At 45.0% G+C, this 15,914-nt stretch carries 18 protein-coding genes; 12 read left to right on the top strand and 6 right to left on the bottom strand.

Features of this window, described 5'->3' with window-relative positions:
- Positions 1–487 precede the first annotated feature (487 nt).
- From JKK62_RS09140 to mobP3, 3 genes are all read left to right on the top strand, one after another.
- A complete protein-coding gene (locus JKK62_RS09140) occupies positions 488–1,126 on the top strand; it encodes a tyrosine-type recombinase/integrase (protein ID WP_201427632.1) in 639 nt (212 codons plus the stop codon).
- 313 nt (positions 1,127–1,439) lie between these two features.
- Complete coding sequence (locus JKK62_RS09145) at positions 1,440–1,850, top strand: ribbon-helix-helix domain-containing protein (protein ID WP_201427633.1); 411 nt, start codon at positions 1,440–1,442, stop codon at positions 1,848–1,850.
- The gene (mobP3, locus tag JKK62_RS09150; protein ID WP_207752163.1) at positions 1,831–3,372 is read left to right on the top strand and encodes a MobP3 family relaxase; all 1,542 of its coding nucleotides are present in this window, start codon (positions 1,831–1,833) and stop codon (positions 3,370–3,372) included. Before JKK62_RS09145 ends, mobP3 begins: the two co-directional genes overlap by 20 nt.
- Positions 3,373–3,869: 497 nt before the next feature.
- On the opposite strand, the gene JKK62_RS09155 is transcribed toward mobP3, so the two are convergent.
- The gene (locus JKK62_RS09155; protein WP_201427635.1) at positions 3,870–4,394 is read right to left on the bottom strand and encodes a TetR/AcrR family transcriptional regulator; all 525 of its coding nucleotides are present in this window, start codon (positions 4,392–4,394) and stop codon (positions 3,870–3,872) included.
- 152 nt (positions 4,395–4,546) lie between these two features.
- On the opposite strand from JKK62_RS09155, the gene JKK62_RS09160 reads away from it, so the two are divergent.
- From JKK62_RS09160 to JKK62_RS09170, 3 genes are all read left to right on the top strand, one after another.
- A complete protein-coding gene (locus tag JKK62_RS09160; RefSeq protein WP_201427636.1) occupies positions 4,547–4,795 on the top strand; it encodes a hypothetical protein in 249 nt (82 codons plus the stop codon).
- Positions 4,796–4,869: 74 nt separating this feature from the next.
- Complete coding sequence (locus JKK62_RS09165) at positions 4,870–5,358, top strand: glycosyl-4,4'-diaponeurosporenoate acyltransferase CrtO family protein (protein WP_201427637.1); 489 nt, start codon at positions 4,870–4,872, stop codon at positions 5,356–5,358.
- Between the two features lie 36 nt (positions 5,359–5,394).
- Positions 5,395–6,519 (top strand): MGDG synthase family glycosyltransferase, encoded by a 1,125-nt coding sequence (locus tag JKK62_RS09170; protein ID WP_201427638.1) that lies wholly within the window; start codon positions 5,395–5,397, stop codon positions 6,517–6,519.
- Positions 6,520–7,486: 967 nt separating this feature from the next.
- On the opposite strand, the gene JKK62_RS09175 is transcribed toward JKK62_RS09170, so the two are convergent.
- Positions 7,487–8,371 carry a DegV family protein gene (locus JKK62_RS09175; RefSeq protein ID WP_201427639.1) on the bottom strand — a complete coding sequence of 295 codons (885 nt, stop codon included), beginning with the start codon at positions 8,369–8,371 and terminating at the stop codon, positions 7,487–7,489.
- 15 nt (positions 8,372–8,386) lie between these two features.
- Positions 8,387–8,998: a phosphatase PAP2 family protein gene (locus JKK62_RS09180; RefSeq protein ID WP_201427640.1), complete on the bottom strand. Its 612-nt coding sequence runs from the start codon at positions 8,996–8,998 to the stop codon at positions 8,387–8,389.
- Positions 8,999–9,127: 129 nt separating this feature from the next.
- Between JKK62_RS09180 and JKK62_RS09185 the strand changes: the two genes are divergently transcribed.
- Together JKK62_RS09185 and JKK62_RS09190 are read left to right on the top strand one after the other, a co-directional pair.
- The gene (locus JKK62_RS09185; protein WP_201427641.1) at positions 9,128–9,655 is read left to right on the top strand and encodes a TetR/AcrR family transcriptional regulator; all 528 of its coding nucleotides are present in this window, start codon (positions 9,128–9,130) and stop codon (positions 9,653–9,655) included.
- A 98-nt stretch (positions 9,656–9,753) separates the two neighbouring features.
- The gene (locus JKK62_RS09190; protein ID WP_201427642.1) at positions 9,754–10,185 is read left to right on the top strand and encodes a nitroreductase family protein; all 432 of its coding nucleotides are present in this window, start codon (positions 9,754–9,756) and stop codon (positions 10,183–10,185) included.
- Positions 10,186–10,373: 188 nt separating this feature from the next.
- Here the strand turns inward: JKK62_RS09190 and JKK62_RS09195 are convergent, their stop codons facing one another.
- Together JKK62_RS09195 and JKK62_RS09200 are read right to left on the bottom strand one after the other, a co-directional pair.
- Positions 10,374–11,678, bottom strand: a complete 1,305-nt coding sequence (locus JKK62_RS09195; RefSeq protein ID WP_201427643.1) for a sensor histidine kinase — start codon at positions 11,676–11,678, stop codon at positions 10,374–10,376.
- Positions 11,675–12,274: a response regulator gene (locus JKK62_RS09200; protein ID WP_201427644.1), complete on the bottom strand. Its 600-nt coding sequence runs from the start codon at positions 12,272–12,274 to the stop codon at positions 11,675–11,677. Before JKK62_RS09200 ends, JKK62_RS09195 begins: the two co-directional genes overlap by 4 nt.
- A gap of 237 nt (positions 12,275–12,511) precedes the next feature.
- On the opposite strand from JKK62_RS09200, the gene JKK62_RS09205 reads away from it, so the two are divergent.
- Positions 12,512–13,582 (top strand): DUF3089 domain-containing protein, encoded by a 1,071-nt coding sequence (locus JKK62_RS09205; RefSeq protein ID WP_201427645.1) that lies wholly within the window; start codon positions 12,512–12,514, stop codon positions 13,580–13,582.
- A 1,121-nt stretch (positions 13,583–14,703) separates the two neighbouring features.
- Here the strand turns inward: JKK62_RS09205 and JKK62_RS17790 are convergent.
- Positions 14,704–14,826 carry a hypothetical protein gene (locus JKK62_RS17790; RefSeq protein ID WP_279380621.1) on the bottom strand — a complete coding sequence of 41 codons (123 nt, stop codon included), beginning with the start codon at positions 14,824–14,826 and terminating at the stop codon, positions 14,704–14,706.
- 31 nt (positions 14,827–14,857) lie between these two features.
- On the opposite strand from JKK62_RS17790, the gene JKK62_RS09210 reads away from it, so the two are divergent.
- The 3 genes from JKK62_RS09210 to JKK62_RS09220 are packed head-to-tail and all read left to right on the top strand — an operon-like array spanning position 14,858 to position 15,657.
- Entirely contained in the window at positions 14,858–15,064 is a 207-nt protein-coding gene (locus JKK62_RS09210) for a tyrosine-type recombinase/integrase (RefSeq protein WP_201427646.1), read from the top strand.
- The gene (locus JKK62_RS09215) at positions 15,030–15,395 is read left to right on the top strand and encodes a hypothetical protein (protein WP_201427647.1); all 366 of its coding nucleotides are present in this window, start codon (positions 15,030–15,032) and stop codon (positions 15,393–15,395) included. The genes JKK62_RS09210 and JKK62_RS09215 overlap by 35 nt, the downstream gene beginning before the upstream one ends.
- A 25-nt stretch (positions 15,396–15,420) precedes the next feature.
- A complete protein-coding gene (locus JKK62_RS09220) occupies positions 15,421–15,657 on the top strand; it encodes a hypothetical protein (protein WP_201427648.1) in 237 nt (78 codons plus the stop codon).
- Positions 15,658–15,914 lie beyond the last annotated feature (257 nt).

The raw sequence follows: 15,914 nt of genomic DNA on the forward strand, positions 1-15,914 counted from the left end.
CTCTTCCGATCTAATTTTAAGAATGAGCGCGTGTCAGGTGCGTGTCGATCGCTTTTTGCTACTCAATTAATCGCGTGCGATACGCACGTCTTTTACGTGTGAATGACCACTGCCTGACCACGTTTTCGGAGTTGAAAACTACACGTAACGCATTTCTTTTTTCTGTCGGCTGCGATGTGGCTGTCTGTTACCAAAAACACCAGATGACGCTCTTGACAATGGATTTATTACGGGATATAATAAATAACACAGAGGAATATATGGATTCATCCCTATAGCTTGACAAACACCAAGTTATAGGGGATTTTTATGCCCAAAACAGCAATGTCCAGATTATAGCCCACTGGTTTGTGAAAATAGAGGTATGGAAGTAGCGATAGTTGGTTTTTCACATATTTTCGCTCTCATTTCTGTTCTGTATTTCGCTGGATATTGACCGCTGCTGGTGGTAGTGTATTGAGTAACGATATCGAAGGAGGATGATATCATGAAAAGAGAATTATTGGATAACGGCAACATCTGGCAGAAAAGCGATGGCAGATGGATCGGCATGGTACGGTACAAGGACGAATACGGAGTCACCAAGCGCAAGAGCTTTTCAAGTAAGAAAAAGAAAACACTTCAAGCGAAGATGACGGAATATGTCGCTAACTTCCAAGATCAGGTCGCCAATTCCGATGAATCGCGGAAGCCATTGAAAGAAGGCATGAAAAACTGGCTTCGGGTGTATAAGTACCCGGAGGTGGAGCGCACGACATACGACCGCTATGAATGCACCGCCGAGCATCAAATCTACCCATACATCGGAAAGAAGCCGGTAGGTGACATAACACCTGCCGACATCAAAAAGTTACTTACGAAGCACATGAATGCCGGATACGCGTTCACAACGAGCAAGAAAGCCTACTCACTGCTCAAGATGTATTTCAAGCAGCTCTATCAGGAGGGCGCGATTCCAAACAATCCGATGGCGATGATTGATATGACGAAGAAGGACAACTACCTCGCAGCGCAGAACAAGGAAAGCAAGCCGCAATGCGATTTGGTGGTCGTGTTCACGGATGAAGAATTGGAGAAAATCAAAGCGGAAGCATTCAAACGCTTCGCTAACGGCAAACCTCATTAAAAAACGGTAATCTGATGTACAAAATCCTGCCGATTAAGCAGGCGGTGGATGCATTCCTCAGACGGCAACTTTTCAATTACGGCAGAAAAAGAAGACAATAAACGCCTGTTAGTATTGCACAAATCGAGTTCGGGCAGCAAAGTCGCAACGCAAGCAGGTAAAAGCGAGCCGTCCTTTGGTGGACGGCCCGCGAAGGACATCGGACGGCAGAGCCGACCGTTGTGCAGTTTTAGGAGAACACATGCAGCGTTTGTTGAGGGATTCCTCGGTATTTGCGGCGTTTGTGTGAAATGGTATTTTAATGGAGGAAACTATGGAAGAATACAAGAAAGTTACTATCAGCTTTACAAAGGAACAATTAGAAAAGTTGGATGAAATTATGTCAAAGGAGCAAGGCTATACGCGCAGTTCTTTGGTGCGCGAGGCGGTGGATTACTACCTTGGCTACCTCGCTCAAAAGGGAAGTGTCAGCTATCTGTCACCCATCATCAGTCAAAATATCAAGCTGGTTCTGTCGCGCTTTGAAGAAAATCTGAGCGAGATGTTGTTCAAGTTAGCGGTTGAGGTGAGCAAAAGTAATATCCTTTCTGCTCGAAACAGTGACCTAAATGACTACGCTTTGAATTATTTGAACGACGTTTCTGAGCAGCTTGTTGCTGAACATAACGGTGTTCTCAACTTGGAAAAGGCGAGAGATTTCGTTGATGGAGAAGAAAATGGCTAAGATAATTGTATCATGTCGCTTTCAAAAGAGCGCGAAAGATATGGCTGACCTCATAAGATATATGGCAACCCGTGAGGGCGTTGAGAAGTTGCCGAGCGGTGAAAAGTATAACATCGCCACTCAAAAACAGCACGACCTCATTCTTTCTGTGGTAAAGCACTTCCCTCAAAGCAAAAAGTTTCTCGAATATGATGACTATTATGCAATGCCCACAAGGGAAAACGCCAACGAGTTTCTCGACGCCGTTGCGGAAAGATACGCTGACCGCGCGGATGAATTGAAGGGCTTGGTGAGCTATATTTCCAACCGTCCCGGCGTAGAAAAAATCGGGTCGCACGGTTTGTTTACGCAATTCGATATGCCGATTGATCTCGATACTGTAGCGGAACGGGTCGCTAATCACGACGGCATTATCTGGACTGAGGTGGTCAGCCTTCGCCGTGAAGATGCCGAGCGTTTGCATTTCAACAACGCCGAAGCGTGGAAAAATCTCGTGCGTCGGAACATAAATGAGATTGCAAAAGCTCACAGGATCAAGATTGAGGATATAGAATGGTACGGAGCGTTCCATAACACGACGCACCATCCACATATTCATTTGATTATTCTCTTGAAAGGTCAAGAGGGATACCTTTCCGAGAAAGGTATCAAAGAGATGCGGCGAGCCTTCGGTCAGGATATTTTCCGTGACGAGCAATACAAGTTGGCGACCATAGAAACCGGCTATCGGAATCAATTGAAAGAACAGCTTGCAGATTTGTTACAGCAGCTTCGGACTCGGCAATCGATTCCAAACGCCGATTATTATCTTTTTCTATTGAGAAAAATCCAGGAGGAAGTTGAGCAGCAGAAGGGAAAGAAGCTCTACGGTTATCTGCCGAGAAAGGTGAAAAAGCTGGTAGATTTTGCTTTGCATGAGTTCGCAAAAGACGGTGATCTATCTGAAATCTATTTAAAGTGGAACGAAGTCAACCGCGAAAAATTGAGTCTCTACTACGATACAAAGGATAAACCGGACGTGCCTATTGAGAAGAATCCCGAGCTTCGGTCGTTGAAAAATATACTCATCAGAACAGCGTTGAGTATGAATTTCAACGCGCAGACTACTGTAAATACTGCCCGACTTGGCTTCCTTTTCTCCATGTTGGCAAAACAAATTGTCAACAGCGCAGGCAAAAGGTTGGATGAACTCAACAAGATGATGCCCTTGCCTGACAACAAAGAGCGAGATAAAATCCGTGAGAAAAAGCTGGCTCACGGGCTGAAAGAAGGAGCAGACAGCAACGGAATCAACGAAGAAGTTTACGATAGCCAAGCCGCAGAAGGTATCCTGTCAATGCTTGACTACTTGATTTCACTAGGAAATCAGAATAGTTCCCAAGATACGCAAGAAGAACCTGTATCATCTGAAAATGAATATGATTTCGACAACGCCTATGCGGAATATCTGAACGACACTGATGACGGTCTTTATGAGGACGATACAGATGACGAGGATGAGTATTACGGCATGTCCATGTGAACAGCGAGATTAGAGCCCTGTTTCGCCGTGTGTCGCCCCGTGTGCGATTTGTTGAGCAAAGACGGGTGTGTGTCCGACCGGATTGGTTGCGCGGTGTTGAGCCTTTGTTGCGGTTTGTAAGCAACAGCCCGTTTTAACAGGTCGGCAGCAGTCATATCCATATTTGCTTATTGTAGACACCCTTTTTACTATACACGTAGTGTATAGTAAAAAACCCGCGATGACGTTAGCGGATAAACTAAAATCGAATAGGATATATGAATGACAGCTGCCGATATTTGGCGGCTGTTTTATATGAATAAAGAAATATTAAAAATCTCACTTTATAACCGACTATGAAGGCCGTTCGGCAAACAGTCAGATATTGATTCTGATTCGTGACGCAATCGAGAAGTTAGAGGAAAAACACGGTAAGATCGAGATATAAAAAATGCCTCCGTTTGGATTTTCACATTTCCAAACGGAAACTGTTTTTTCCGGCTCTTTTGCAAGTGCCTTCATTCAATATCCAGATAATCCATGATTTCCGCTAAATGAGCCGCAATCTGCTGTTTATCCTCAGACTCTCTGTGCTCCAGGGTGTACAGCATACACCCAAGCAGACCGCCGATATCCTTATAGAATCTGGTTTTGTCATTCTCGATATCAATGCCGACCTTCGGATAAAAGCCGATCAGAAAATTTCTGAACAGCAAAAAAGCCTTGTTAAATAAATTTGCCTGCAAAATATAATGCCCGGGGGAGTCATTGTCGATCAGATTGATAAGCATACCGAACACCTTCGGCTTTGAGCTGATTTGATCGTTCAGCAGGTTTTCCTCCAATCGTATCAGCTCCTCCCTGAATCGGTTCAGGAGGATATCGTCCTTTTCCTCATAATTGCGGTAATATGCCATCCGGGATACGCCTGCGCGCTCCGTGATATCCGTTACGCTGATTTTGTTGTATGGTTTGACCTTCATCAAGGCGATCAAAGCGTCATAGATACAATCAATCGCCAAAATATGCGCGCTGTTGCTCATTAGGTTACACTTTCCTGTCGTTTGTCACACTTCCCTGTCGAAATATTGACTTTGGAAAGTGAACTAATTATAATAAAATAAACGTTACATCTGTAACAGATACAAGTGTAACACAAGAATAATAAAAAATCAATATTTAGGAGGAAATTTACATGGAAGAAAAGGATATGAACGTTGAAATGACAGAAGAAACCGTTGTGGATGAAACGACCGAAGCGGAAACAGCGGGATCCGAAGCTATTCTCAAAAGAAAATCATGCTGCAAAAAGACGGATGAGCCGGATTGCAAATCAAAGAATCCGGTTTGCGCGGCAATCGCTGTCGGAGCGGCGTGCTGTATGGTTTTGGCGGCGGCAGGGTGCGCGTTGTGGTTTTGGAAAAAGTGCTGCGAAGACAAATAATAAGCAGGCGGTTGGATAAGGGTATGCTCCGCTTGATTTGATCACAATGTATTTTGACGGGGATGGGATATACAATGGACGGTTTTTTGAAATGCTTTATATATTTGACAAGCGTGGGAATGCTTGCTTTTTTTGCGGGAAGGTTTATTCCGAAGTCATGGATAAACCCCGATATCTTTCCTTATAAAACTTGTCGATTTGAGAATGACGGACGTTTTTATGAGCAGTTCGGCGTGCGGAAATGGCAAACCAAGGTTTTGGATATGAGCAAGATTTTTCCTAAGATAATTCCGCAAAAGAAAATAAATGGCGATTTGCAGGACTCGCTGCCGTTAATGATCAAAGAAACCTGTATCGCTGAGCTGATACACTGGATCCTTTTTATCCCTGTCTTGTACTGTTTATCACTTTGGGAAGGGCTCGGGGGCGTTATTATTGTTACCCTCTATGAATTATTTAATATCCCCTATATTATGATTCAGCGATATAACCGCCCCCGACTCATCAATACATTAAAACGGATGAAAAGAAGAGATCCTTCGGCAATTCAGGCAGCGGGATAATACTATGCGTTTTTGAAATGGAAGTGTAACCAAAAAATGTCTACCCTGATTCTAAGCGCCAACACGGGAGAAGGACATAACTCCTGCGCGAAGGCGATCAAAGAATATTACGATTCCGTCGGTGAAGAATGTGTTTGCATAGACGGCTTGGGATTTATCTCGCCGCAAGCCGCTCAAATCTTTTCTAAAGGGCATTCCTTTGTTTACCGATATACGCCGTGGCTGTTCAAGTACGGCTACAGATATAGTGAGGAACATCCCAATGTTTTTCAGGACGGATCGACCATTTATCGGTTTATGACTCAGGGCAGCGAACGGATGTATCAATATATCTCAAAAGGCGGTTACGACACTGTGATCTGCGTACACCCGTTTACCGCGTTTATGCTGACCGATATGCTTAACAAGCACCCGATGAAGCTTGCGACCTGCTTTGTATCAACCGATTATACCTGCAGTCCGGGCACTAAGAGCAGTAATCTTGATTACTATTTTATCCCCGACGAATCATTGACGAAGGATTTTACAAACGAAACTATCACGGAAGAAAAAATCATCCCTTACGGTATTCCCGTCAGGCAGATGTTCTGTATCTCCCAAGCCGAATCGGACGCGAAAATCGACGCGGGCATCCTGCCGGAACACAATCACCTCTTGGTGATGGGCGGCAGCATGGGCTGCGGCCCGATGAAAAAGCTGATCCAGGAGATCGCGAAAAAAATGCCGCCGGATTGGGAGATGACGGTCGTCTGCGGCCGCAACGAAAAGCTTTTTCAAAGGCTGGAGAATAAATACAGCGAAAACGGATCGGTGCATATCCGCGGCTTTGTAGAGGATATGGGCGCCTTGATGGACAGCGCTGACCTGTATTTGACTAAGCCGGGCGGCGCCAGCGTGACGGAAGCGCAAATGAAGAATTTGCCGATGGTATTCGTCGACGCGGTAGCGGGCTGCGAGGAATATAATCTCTTCTATTTTCTTGAAAAGGGCGCGGCGGAAACGGGAGCCTCTGTTGATGAGATCACAAACTCTTGTCTGCGTTTGATGACAAGCGACCTTAACCGCCGTGAGATGAAAGAGCACCTGCGGGCGATCTCAAACAAGGACGTAGCAAAGACGATCTATCAGACAATGAAACAGCTGGCTGATCAAAGCAGGTAAAAAGTCTAAGGAACAGAATTGATCTCCGTTTGGATTTATACTATTATCAAATAAAATTCTATCACATCTGTTGTGTTAAATTCCGCATAACTGCGTTGTCGTCCTCGGAATCCGTCAGGATTCCTGCCTCCTCCGCCTTGTTCGATTTATTTTCCGCTAACAGCTGAATAAAACGTTTTCATTGAAAATAGTATTAGAAACGCTGGGAAAGCTCTGTCACATCCTGAGCGTGGATTACAATACGCTGCTAAAATAAAAAAAGAGCTGTGAAGGGCAATCGTTCCTTCACGGCTTTTTTCGTATGACGGGCATATCAATGCTCTGTGGTGAAAGTCCACCGAGGCGTAGTTACCGACGAACTCAGTAGCGACTCCCAAGGTTTGCATCGTGAGGTGCGGGCGAGAATAAGGGATAGAGAAATTGTTTCTACAGAATCCTCGACGAGATTGGGCTTCCGCATAAAGGACTGCACACTTTCAGACACACTTTCGCAACGAGGTTGATCAACGGCGTGAAACAGCTCGACGGCAGTGTAAAACCTCTCTCGGTAAAGCAAGTGGCAGAACTGCTTGGGCATACGACCTCAGAAATAACAGAGCTCTACTACGTCAAGCGTGATACTACAAGGCTGGTAGGCTTGACCGACAGCTTCAACCTGTGAAAAACATCCCCTCGCCAACAACGAGGAGATGAAAAATTCAAGCCTGTTTCGCCGTGTGTCGCCCTGTGTGCGATTTGTTAGGGAAAGACGAGAAAGTACCCGCCAAAATTGTTTGCGCCGTTTTGAGCACTTGTCGCGGTTTGTGAGCGATAGCCTGTTTTGAATCCGTATTTGCCTATAGAAAAAACCAAGCAGGAGTGCGTTCAAAATTTGCGACGCTAAATCAAAGATAACCCGAAAAAAGTACCTAACTTATTTCGGGCTATCCTGTAGCGAACTGAATATCGTTCGATGTTAATAAGTGTGTTATGTCGTATAGGTTACCTCTTTTCCGAATGCAAAAACCGCAATAGCGTCGGGACCGATGGACGCGCCGATAATCGGTCCGATATAGTCGACATAGATTTCCTTGCACGGAATCTGCTCCTCAATCATCTTTTTGACTTCTTCCGCTTCCTCAGCGCAGTCCGCGTGTGCGATGTAAATGCGCTGATTTTCGGAATTGATGATGGATTCTTTTAGCAGCCGAACAATTTCATTGAGGGAATTGCCGCGCCCCTTTACTTTTTTGATGGGCGTTTGCTCACCGTTCGCGTCGGCGATAATAATCGGTTTCACGCCCAAAAGATTGCCGAAAAACGCCGAGGACGCTTTGACTCTGCCTGCCCGTTTGAGCGCGTCAAGGCTGTGCACCGTGCAGTATTCGTTGACAGTGTTTCTGTCGGCGAGGATTTTATCATAAATTTGCTGTGAGTTCATTCCCATATCGCGGTATTCCGCTGCGCGGATTGCAAGCATACCTTCGCCCATGCAGGCGTTCAGCGAATCAATGCAGTAAATAGTTGAGCCGGGATTGTCTTTCATCATCCTTTGAGCGATAACCCTTCCGAGATTGACGGAGCTTGACTGCTTGAGTGAACATCCGATGTATATGATGTCAAAGCCCTCTTTAAGATATTTGCCGAAAATCCGTTCAAATTCCTTTTCGGGAACCTGAGCGGTGGTGACGCGGTTGCCGTCTCTCATTAAATCGTATAATTCCTTTGGTGTGTAGTATTCAAAATCAAGGCTTGCCCACTGCTCTTTGCCGTCGTAAATCGTGAGCATACGGGCATAGTCGATGTCATATTCTTCGCGCAAATCCCGTCCGAGATCGGCGCAGGAATCCGTGATGATTTTTACAGGTCGCATAATTGTTCCTCCGTTTTAAAAAATGATTTTTATAATGAACGCAATTCCAAACGATACGGCTGCGGACAGTACACCGGCGATAATATCTGTCAATCTGTGTCTTTTCAAATATAGCGATGACCATACGCTGCCGATAAACAGAATAATAAAAGCAGAAAAGGCGGCGGCTCCCACATATATAACGCTGAAAACACACGGCATAAAAGAGGAAGCGGCGTGTCCGCTGGCACGGATATGAAGCAGTTTATTCAAGACGGTTAGGATAATAACCGAAATAAAATAGGTTGTTGCCAGCAATGTGATGCTATTATTGGACGAAAACGCGCCGAATACAAAGCAGGCTGCATACCCGATGATATTAAACACAAACGCCAGCCTGCGCTCGCCGTTCCGCCCTTTTTTCTTTAAGGAAGGAACGGTTCTGCATAGCGGATAGACGCATACCGGAATAATTGAAAGACAAACCAACAAAACAAGGAAATCAATCAACTTAAAATCGAAATTGGTTGAAAACAGCAATATAACTGTTAATAGTACCGCAGTGATAACCGGCGGCACAGTGACAATACGGATAATCTCCGCGATTTGTTCTGTAATTTTTGATTGCGGGTGTTTTTTCTCGTTCATAGGACAACTCTGTTTGACAAAATGAAATTCCTCGTGTATTATATGAAACAAGTGTACCACTTATACTTTATTTTGACAATAGCGTAATATGATACAAAAATAACGTATCTGTATCATTTTGGTGAGAAAATGGATAAAAGAAAAGAAAGAAACCGAATCGTCCGCACCGCCATTACGGACGCGGTGTTTGAATTGATGAAGCAAAAACAGCTTGACGACATCACCGTTACGGAAATAATTCAAAAAGCACAGGTCGCGAGAATATCCTTTTACAGAAATTATGAATCGAAGGAAGCCGTACTCGCCGGTCTGGTAGAGGACGCGCTTGAAGATTTCAAAGCTACCGCCGACTATGATTTGTCGGATTGCTATTCCGTAAGGCATATATCGCGCTCCCTTGAATATTTCATAAAATATAAAGATTATGTTTTGAATTTACACAATTCCGGATATTCGGGAATGATGTTAACCCTGCTCAATCAGTTTCACGAGATAACCGCAGGCAGTATGGCGTTAAAATCAGCCGAGAGGTATAAACTTTACATATTTATCGGCGCGCTGTACAACACCGCGATTGTTTGGATAAGGGAAGGATCGCCTGAGCCGATAAATGTCGTTGCTGAAATCATTGCCGACAGCCTTCGGGGTGTAAAATAGGTACCAATATTTCATTCGTCTCATTTTTCTTTACCATTGAACATTTTTAAAAAAACTATGATATAATAGTATAAACACATAAACGAAGCGGTGGTTGAATGAAGGAAAACGAGGAGTTAATTGTGTTGTCCGAAGAAATTAAGGGTACACAAAAAATCCTGACAGCGTTGGGTGATGAAATGCGTCAGCACCTGATTCTAGTGATGACGCAAAGCGGAAATTGCAGCGGAATGCGAGTCAATGACATTGCGGAAAAGACGAGTCTCTCCCGTCCTGCGGTATCGCATAAGCTGAAAACGCTTGCCGACGTCAGCGACTATCAAAACGGCGATCCCGAATGGTACAAATCAGGACTTGAAGCTGCGCTCCTCGCACCGACAGCGATGAATCAACAAAAATTCAAATTCGAGCGGAACGGCGACAAGGTGAAAGCTAAGGCGGGTCTTGGTTTTTACTCGAAAACCGACCTCGGTATTGTGAAATATCATTTCGAGCTTGGTGCCGGAAAAGATATATTTAATTGGGGATAATACAGTGAGGATAGCACTCCTGTTTCGCAGTATTTTGCCCTGTGCGCGGTTTGTTGAGGAAAGGTGAAAAGAGTACACGACTGAACAACACGCGCCGTTTTTGAGCGTATGTCGCGGTTTGTAACGAAAGTCCCATCCTTTGTCTTTCGTTATTCACCTTTTTCGGCGATTTTGATGTTTTATCGTACTCAGCGAGATACATCTAAAGCACTATCAGGAATCGTCAGTGTTACCACTGTGCCTCCTTCTTTGCGAGGTATAATGCTCATACTTCCCCCACACATGATTACCAAACGCTGCTGTATGTTCTTTAGAGTGATGTGCGGCTTGCTGTCGTTGGAGAGATCAAAACCCGGACCGGTATCTTCCACGATGATCTCGGTGACGGAATCCGTGCGCCGTGTCCGTATAGAGATATGCAGCGATTCGTAATTGGGATTCATACTGTGCTTGACAGCGTTTTCCACAATGGGCTGAAGGGTCAGCGGCGGCAAGCGAAAATTGGTAAAAGGTGTATCATAATCAACAATAAGCATATCCTCATACTGCGCTTGTTCTACGGCAAGGTAAGCGCGGGTGTGTTCCAGTTCCGTGGAAAACGGAATGGTGCTTTCGCTGGCTACGGCGTTGAAATTCTTGCGCAGATAGTTGGTGAAATCCATTGTGATTTGCTGAGCTTTTTGGGGATCGAGCCTGCAAAGACTGTAAATGCTCATTAAGGTGTTATAGATAAAATGCGGTCGCATTTGCAACACCATGACGCTGGCTCGCTCATGAGCGATTTCCTGTTGCTGCCTGACGATTTTCTGTTGTTGGCGGCGATCCTGCTCAATCTGATCGGAGAGGATGAAACTGTACATGGCCAGCGCAGAGAGAACGTAGCTGACGTCAATGAGCGGGAAAACGTCTATGAACAGATGTACGATCAGCGTAACCGTAATCGGCAGTATGGCAATGATGAAAGCGAGAAATACTTTGCGGGAAAGCTGTGTCCGACGTCGCATTGTGCCTATGAAATTAAGCAGCATAGCCACAATTATCGGTACAAGAGGAAGCCAGTAAAGGGAACCGCGAAAATACTGGTCGTCCGGTGTGATATACATGAAATCGTCGATGAACAGGGTGCTGACAAGCAGGGCAGCAAAAACTGCCCACAAAACGAGAACAGCGTGAAAGAGCTTGCTCGTGCGTATGTTTTCACCACAGCAATGCAGCAGATAAGCCGTCAGCATAAGCAGCGGCAGCGAGAGCAGCAGGGATTCCAGAAGCAGAAGGAAAATGAATACCGCTCTTGGAACGTTATAATATTGGAAAATCACCTCAATGATGTTTGACAGGCAGCCCAGCAGAAAAACGATGAAATAGCTCATAAAAAAGCGCCTGCTCCAGTGGTCAATTCCGGGAATGACAACGGTAAACCACAATCCTATAGCGCTCAAAAGCAATGCTGCGCCAAATGTGGAAAAAGAAAGGAGTTCAACCCAGTTGTTCATTCGTCCTCACCTCTCAAAGAAAACGGATAGCGCAGCTTTTTTAGTTGTCTGCGGACGTCCTCCGTGATCAACGGCTTGACCATAAATCCACAGGCGTCGGTGCCCCATGCGTTGAGGGAATATTCGGGATATGCTGTCAGATAGACGACTTTTGTGCAGGGATTGATTTCAAGCAGCTCACGGCAGAGATCAAAGCCGCTGATCACGCCCATCTCTATATCCAGAAAAGCCAGATCGGTTCGGTGCTTTTTTGCGTATTCAATCGCTTTTTGCGGGCGGCTAAAGCTCGCTATGGCGGCGTTTGGCGCGACCTCCTCTAAAATCAGCTGATTGTAGGAGAGAATGACCTTGTTGTCGTCCACCATGATAATGTTGAAGGATTCGTTGATCTCAGCCGTGGCGGAGAGCAGTTTTTTGACGTCTACCCTCAGAACCTCGGCAAGACGGATGATCATGGCGGCATCCGGCAGCCGGCTGCCGCTTTCCCATTTGGAAATGGTAGCCTTGTTTACAAACATGAGGTTTGCAAGCTGACTCTGGGTAAGCCCCTTTTGAATTCTCAGTTTTCTTAATGTATCCGCAAACTGGATGTTCATGGTATCGGTACGCCTCCTTTTATGTCATTTATTATAGTCCAATACAATCGTAAACGCAAGATGGAAGGAAAATCATGGTTGGCATTCCGGCAACTCCACTTGAATTGCTCTGGAAAAGATGAAATAATAGAATTAATCAGCACCTTTGGGCGTATTTAGCAAAGGATGAATGCAGGCATGAGAGTGATAGCCTCGAATTCCTGCAAAATATAGAAAGTATTCAGAAAGGAAAAAAGAATGAAAAAGAGACTTTTTGCATTGGCACTGAGTGCAGCATTGGCCTTTAGTCTGGCGGCATGCGGAGGTCAATCCTCAACGAACAACAGCACAACAACCGACGCTGCGACATCGACAACAGAAACATCAACAACTGCAAGCACCGGAGAAGCACCCGACTATTCCGACAAAGCTTGCTGGTACCAGATCCCGGAAATCAAGAAGGACGTCGACACATTCTTCGTTTATCCGACTGAATACATGGCTGCAAACGAGGGAGACCCCGATTATGCTCCGCTCGATAACGCCGAGATGCTGGAAGGCGTGAAAACCAACTACCCTATACTGGCAAGTGTATACGAGGATTCCACCAATGTGTTCATGCCGTACTACCGTCAGGCAGGCATGATGTTCGCAGCGGAAGAAGCAAAGAAGTCCGGCGATCCGCGCACAGCTTTTGCCACCGTCCCTTATTCCGATGTTACCGCCGCACTTGACTATTACTTCGAGAACTACAACAACGGACGTCCGTTTATCATAGCAGGTCACAGCCAGGGCTCGGGCATCGTAAGTCTTGTGCTGAAGGATTATTTCAAGGAACATCCTGATTATTACGAGCGCATGATCGCAGCATACGTCATAGGCTTCTCGATCACGAAGGAATACCTCGAGGAAAACGCACATCTTAAGTTCGCCACCGGCGAGAGCGACACCGGCGTTATCATCAGTTGGAACACCGAAGGACCGAAGAATGTGGAGCAGAACGCCAGCAATGTTGTACTTCTTCCGAACGCGATCAGCATCAATCCGCTGAATTGGAAACTTGACGATACATATGCACCGGCGAGCGAAAACCTTGGCTCGCGTGTTCTGAATGAAAAAACCGGCGAATATGAGATCAAAGACGTCGGAGCGGACGCAAAGGTCGTTCCCAATCGCGGCTCTGTCCTGACAAACGCAGATACAGAACCCGTCGGAGGCGACACCTTTGGTCCCCAGAGCTACCACAACGGCGACTACGCGCTCTTTTTCAACAACATCAAGGACAACGTAGCAAAGCGAATTGCGGCTTACAAGGAGAGCAAGAAATAACATTCATACGAAAAGGCAAAGCGGTCAAAATTTGAGCCGCATAAACAAAGAAAAGTGATTTTTCAAAACTGATAATCAACTTAGGCTTTTATGCTAAAAGTGCTGTCGGCAAATCGCAATAGAATAAACATACAAAAAGATAATGCTGTGCTTAACGGAGATGGTTGAGCACAGCATTTATGTTTTATGTGTGAGGATTTAGAATTAAATCTGGGGTAATTTTGAATTGTTTGGGAAGTGTTTATCCATTACAGCAAAGTTGATTTCTGAGTAATTTAGAATTAACGTGAGTAACAAATCTCCATAACTCAAAAAAGTATCAGTCACCCTTATTCTGCTGTTGGGAAAGTGCTGGTCTTTTGATGCTGTTGCGAGATTTTTTGCAAGTTCAGACCTCGATTTTGCATAAATCACTTTACCGCCTTGCAAAAAAAACACGAAAAAAGGCTTGAAACGGACGTTTCAAGCCTTAAAAGTTCAGTATTTATGCGGATATTCGTTGCGGCGTTCACGTTTGGAGACCGCTGCTCTACCAACTGAGCTATACCCCTAAATATTTAGTTGCTGCATAGTGACATTAACTCACTGCAAGAGATATATTACCACAGACACGCGGTTTTGTCAAGCATTTTTCAACACAAAAACGCCAATTTGAATAAAAACAGTGTTTTCCGCGTGCGAGACGCACGTCAATTGCATTTCATTATCAGGGATATCACGTGCAGAATAGCTTGTCTGTGCACGTGAATGACGTGGTTTCTGACCACTGCTCAACCGTCTTTTCAGAGTTGAAAACCAAACGTCATTATACGGCGGCTGCGATGTGGCTGGATATACGTTCAAAAAAATGTCTACTTGACAGGGGCACAGGGGCATGCCAGCGAGGTGTCCGTTTTATTGTACACCCATCCGTTTATAATTGAGTTTGAGAGTTCCTAAATTGACAAAGTGAACCCCATATTTTTTTGGATTTAGCTGGATTTATCACGAATTTAAAGTTAACACGAAAAGTGATGTGAAAGCAAGGAAAATACTGTTGAAAGCACATCAACAATTCGTGTTAACTTTTCCGTCATATTTCAGCCGATAATTTTGGAAGCAGCAGAAAATTCGTGATAACTTTAACGCAACCCATAAAGCTGTTTAATCAATTCTTCATCGCTGATCGTATAACGCTCGGCATTTAAAAAATCCTTTAGCGGGCTGTCAGGCGGTGTTGCGGATTCAATTGCTTTTCTCTTCATTTCTGTATCAGCATAGGCATTAAAAGAGAGCATGAAGAACTGGCTTCGTGTGTACAAGTACACGGAGGTAGAGCGCACGACGTATGACCGATACGAGTGTACAGCCGAGCACCAAATTTATCCTTACATCGGCAACAAACCTGTCGGTGACATCACGTCCGCCGACATCAAGAAACTGCTTACCAAGCACATGAACGCTGGATATGCCTTCACAACGAGCAAGAAACGAGTTTCTTGATGCCGTTGCGGAAAGATACGCTGATCGCGCGGATGAATTGAAAGGCTTGGTCAGCTACATCTCCAACCGCCCGAGCGTTGAAAAGCTCGGCTCTCACGGATTGTTTACGCAATTCGATATGCCGATTGACCTCGATACAGTCGCGGAACGTATCGCTAATCACGACGGCGTTATCTGGACGGAGGTAGTCAGCTTACGTCGTGAAGATGCTGAACGTTTACATTTTAACAATGCCGAAGCGTGGAAAAATCTCGTGCGTCGGAACATAAATGAGATTGCAAAAACTCAAAGGATCAAGATTGAGGATATAATGGTACGGAGCGTTCCATAACACGACGCACCATCCACATATTCATTTGATTATTCTGTCAAAAGGGCAGGAGGGATTCCTTTCCGAAAAGGGAATCAAAGAACTGCGCTGTGCCTTCGGTCAAGATATTTTCCGCAACGAGCAATACAAGCTGGCGACGATAGAAACCGACTATCGGAATCAGTTGAAGGAGCAGCTGGCTGAACTGTTGCAGCGGCTTCAGACACGGCAATCAGTTCCAAACGCCGATTATTGTTTACTACTCCTCAAAAAGATTAGGTAAGAAGTTCAGCAGCAGAAGGGGAAGAAACTCTACGGTTATCTGCCGAGAAAAACAAAAAAGCTGGTGGATTTTGCTCTGCATGAGATCGCCAAAGACAGTGATTTATCTGAAATATATTCCAAATGGAACGAGGTTAATCGCGAGAAACTGAGCCTTACCAAATAGTAAAATGACTGTTTCACAAACCGAAAAAATAAATTTCATTAGGGGAAACGAGGAACACTATCAAACTTTTCCGTTAGTCTATTTAGACGTGT

The organism is Ruminococcus difficilis, assembly GCF_016680995.1.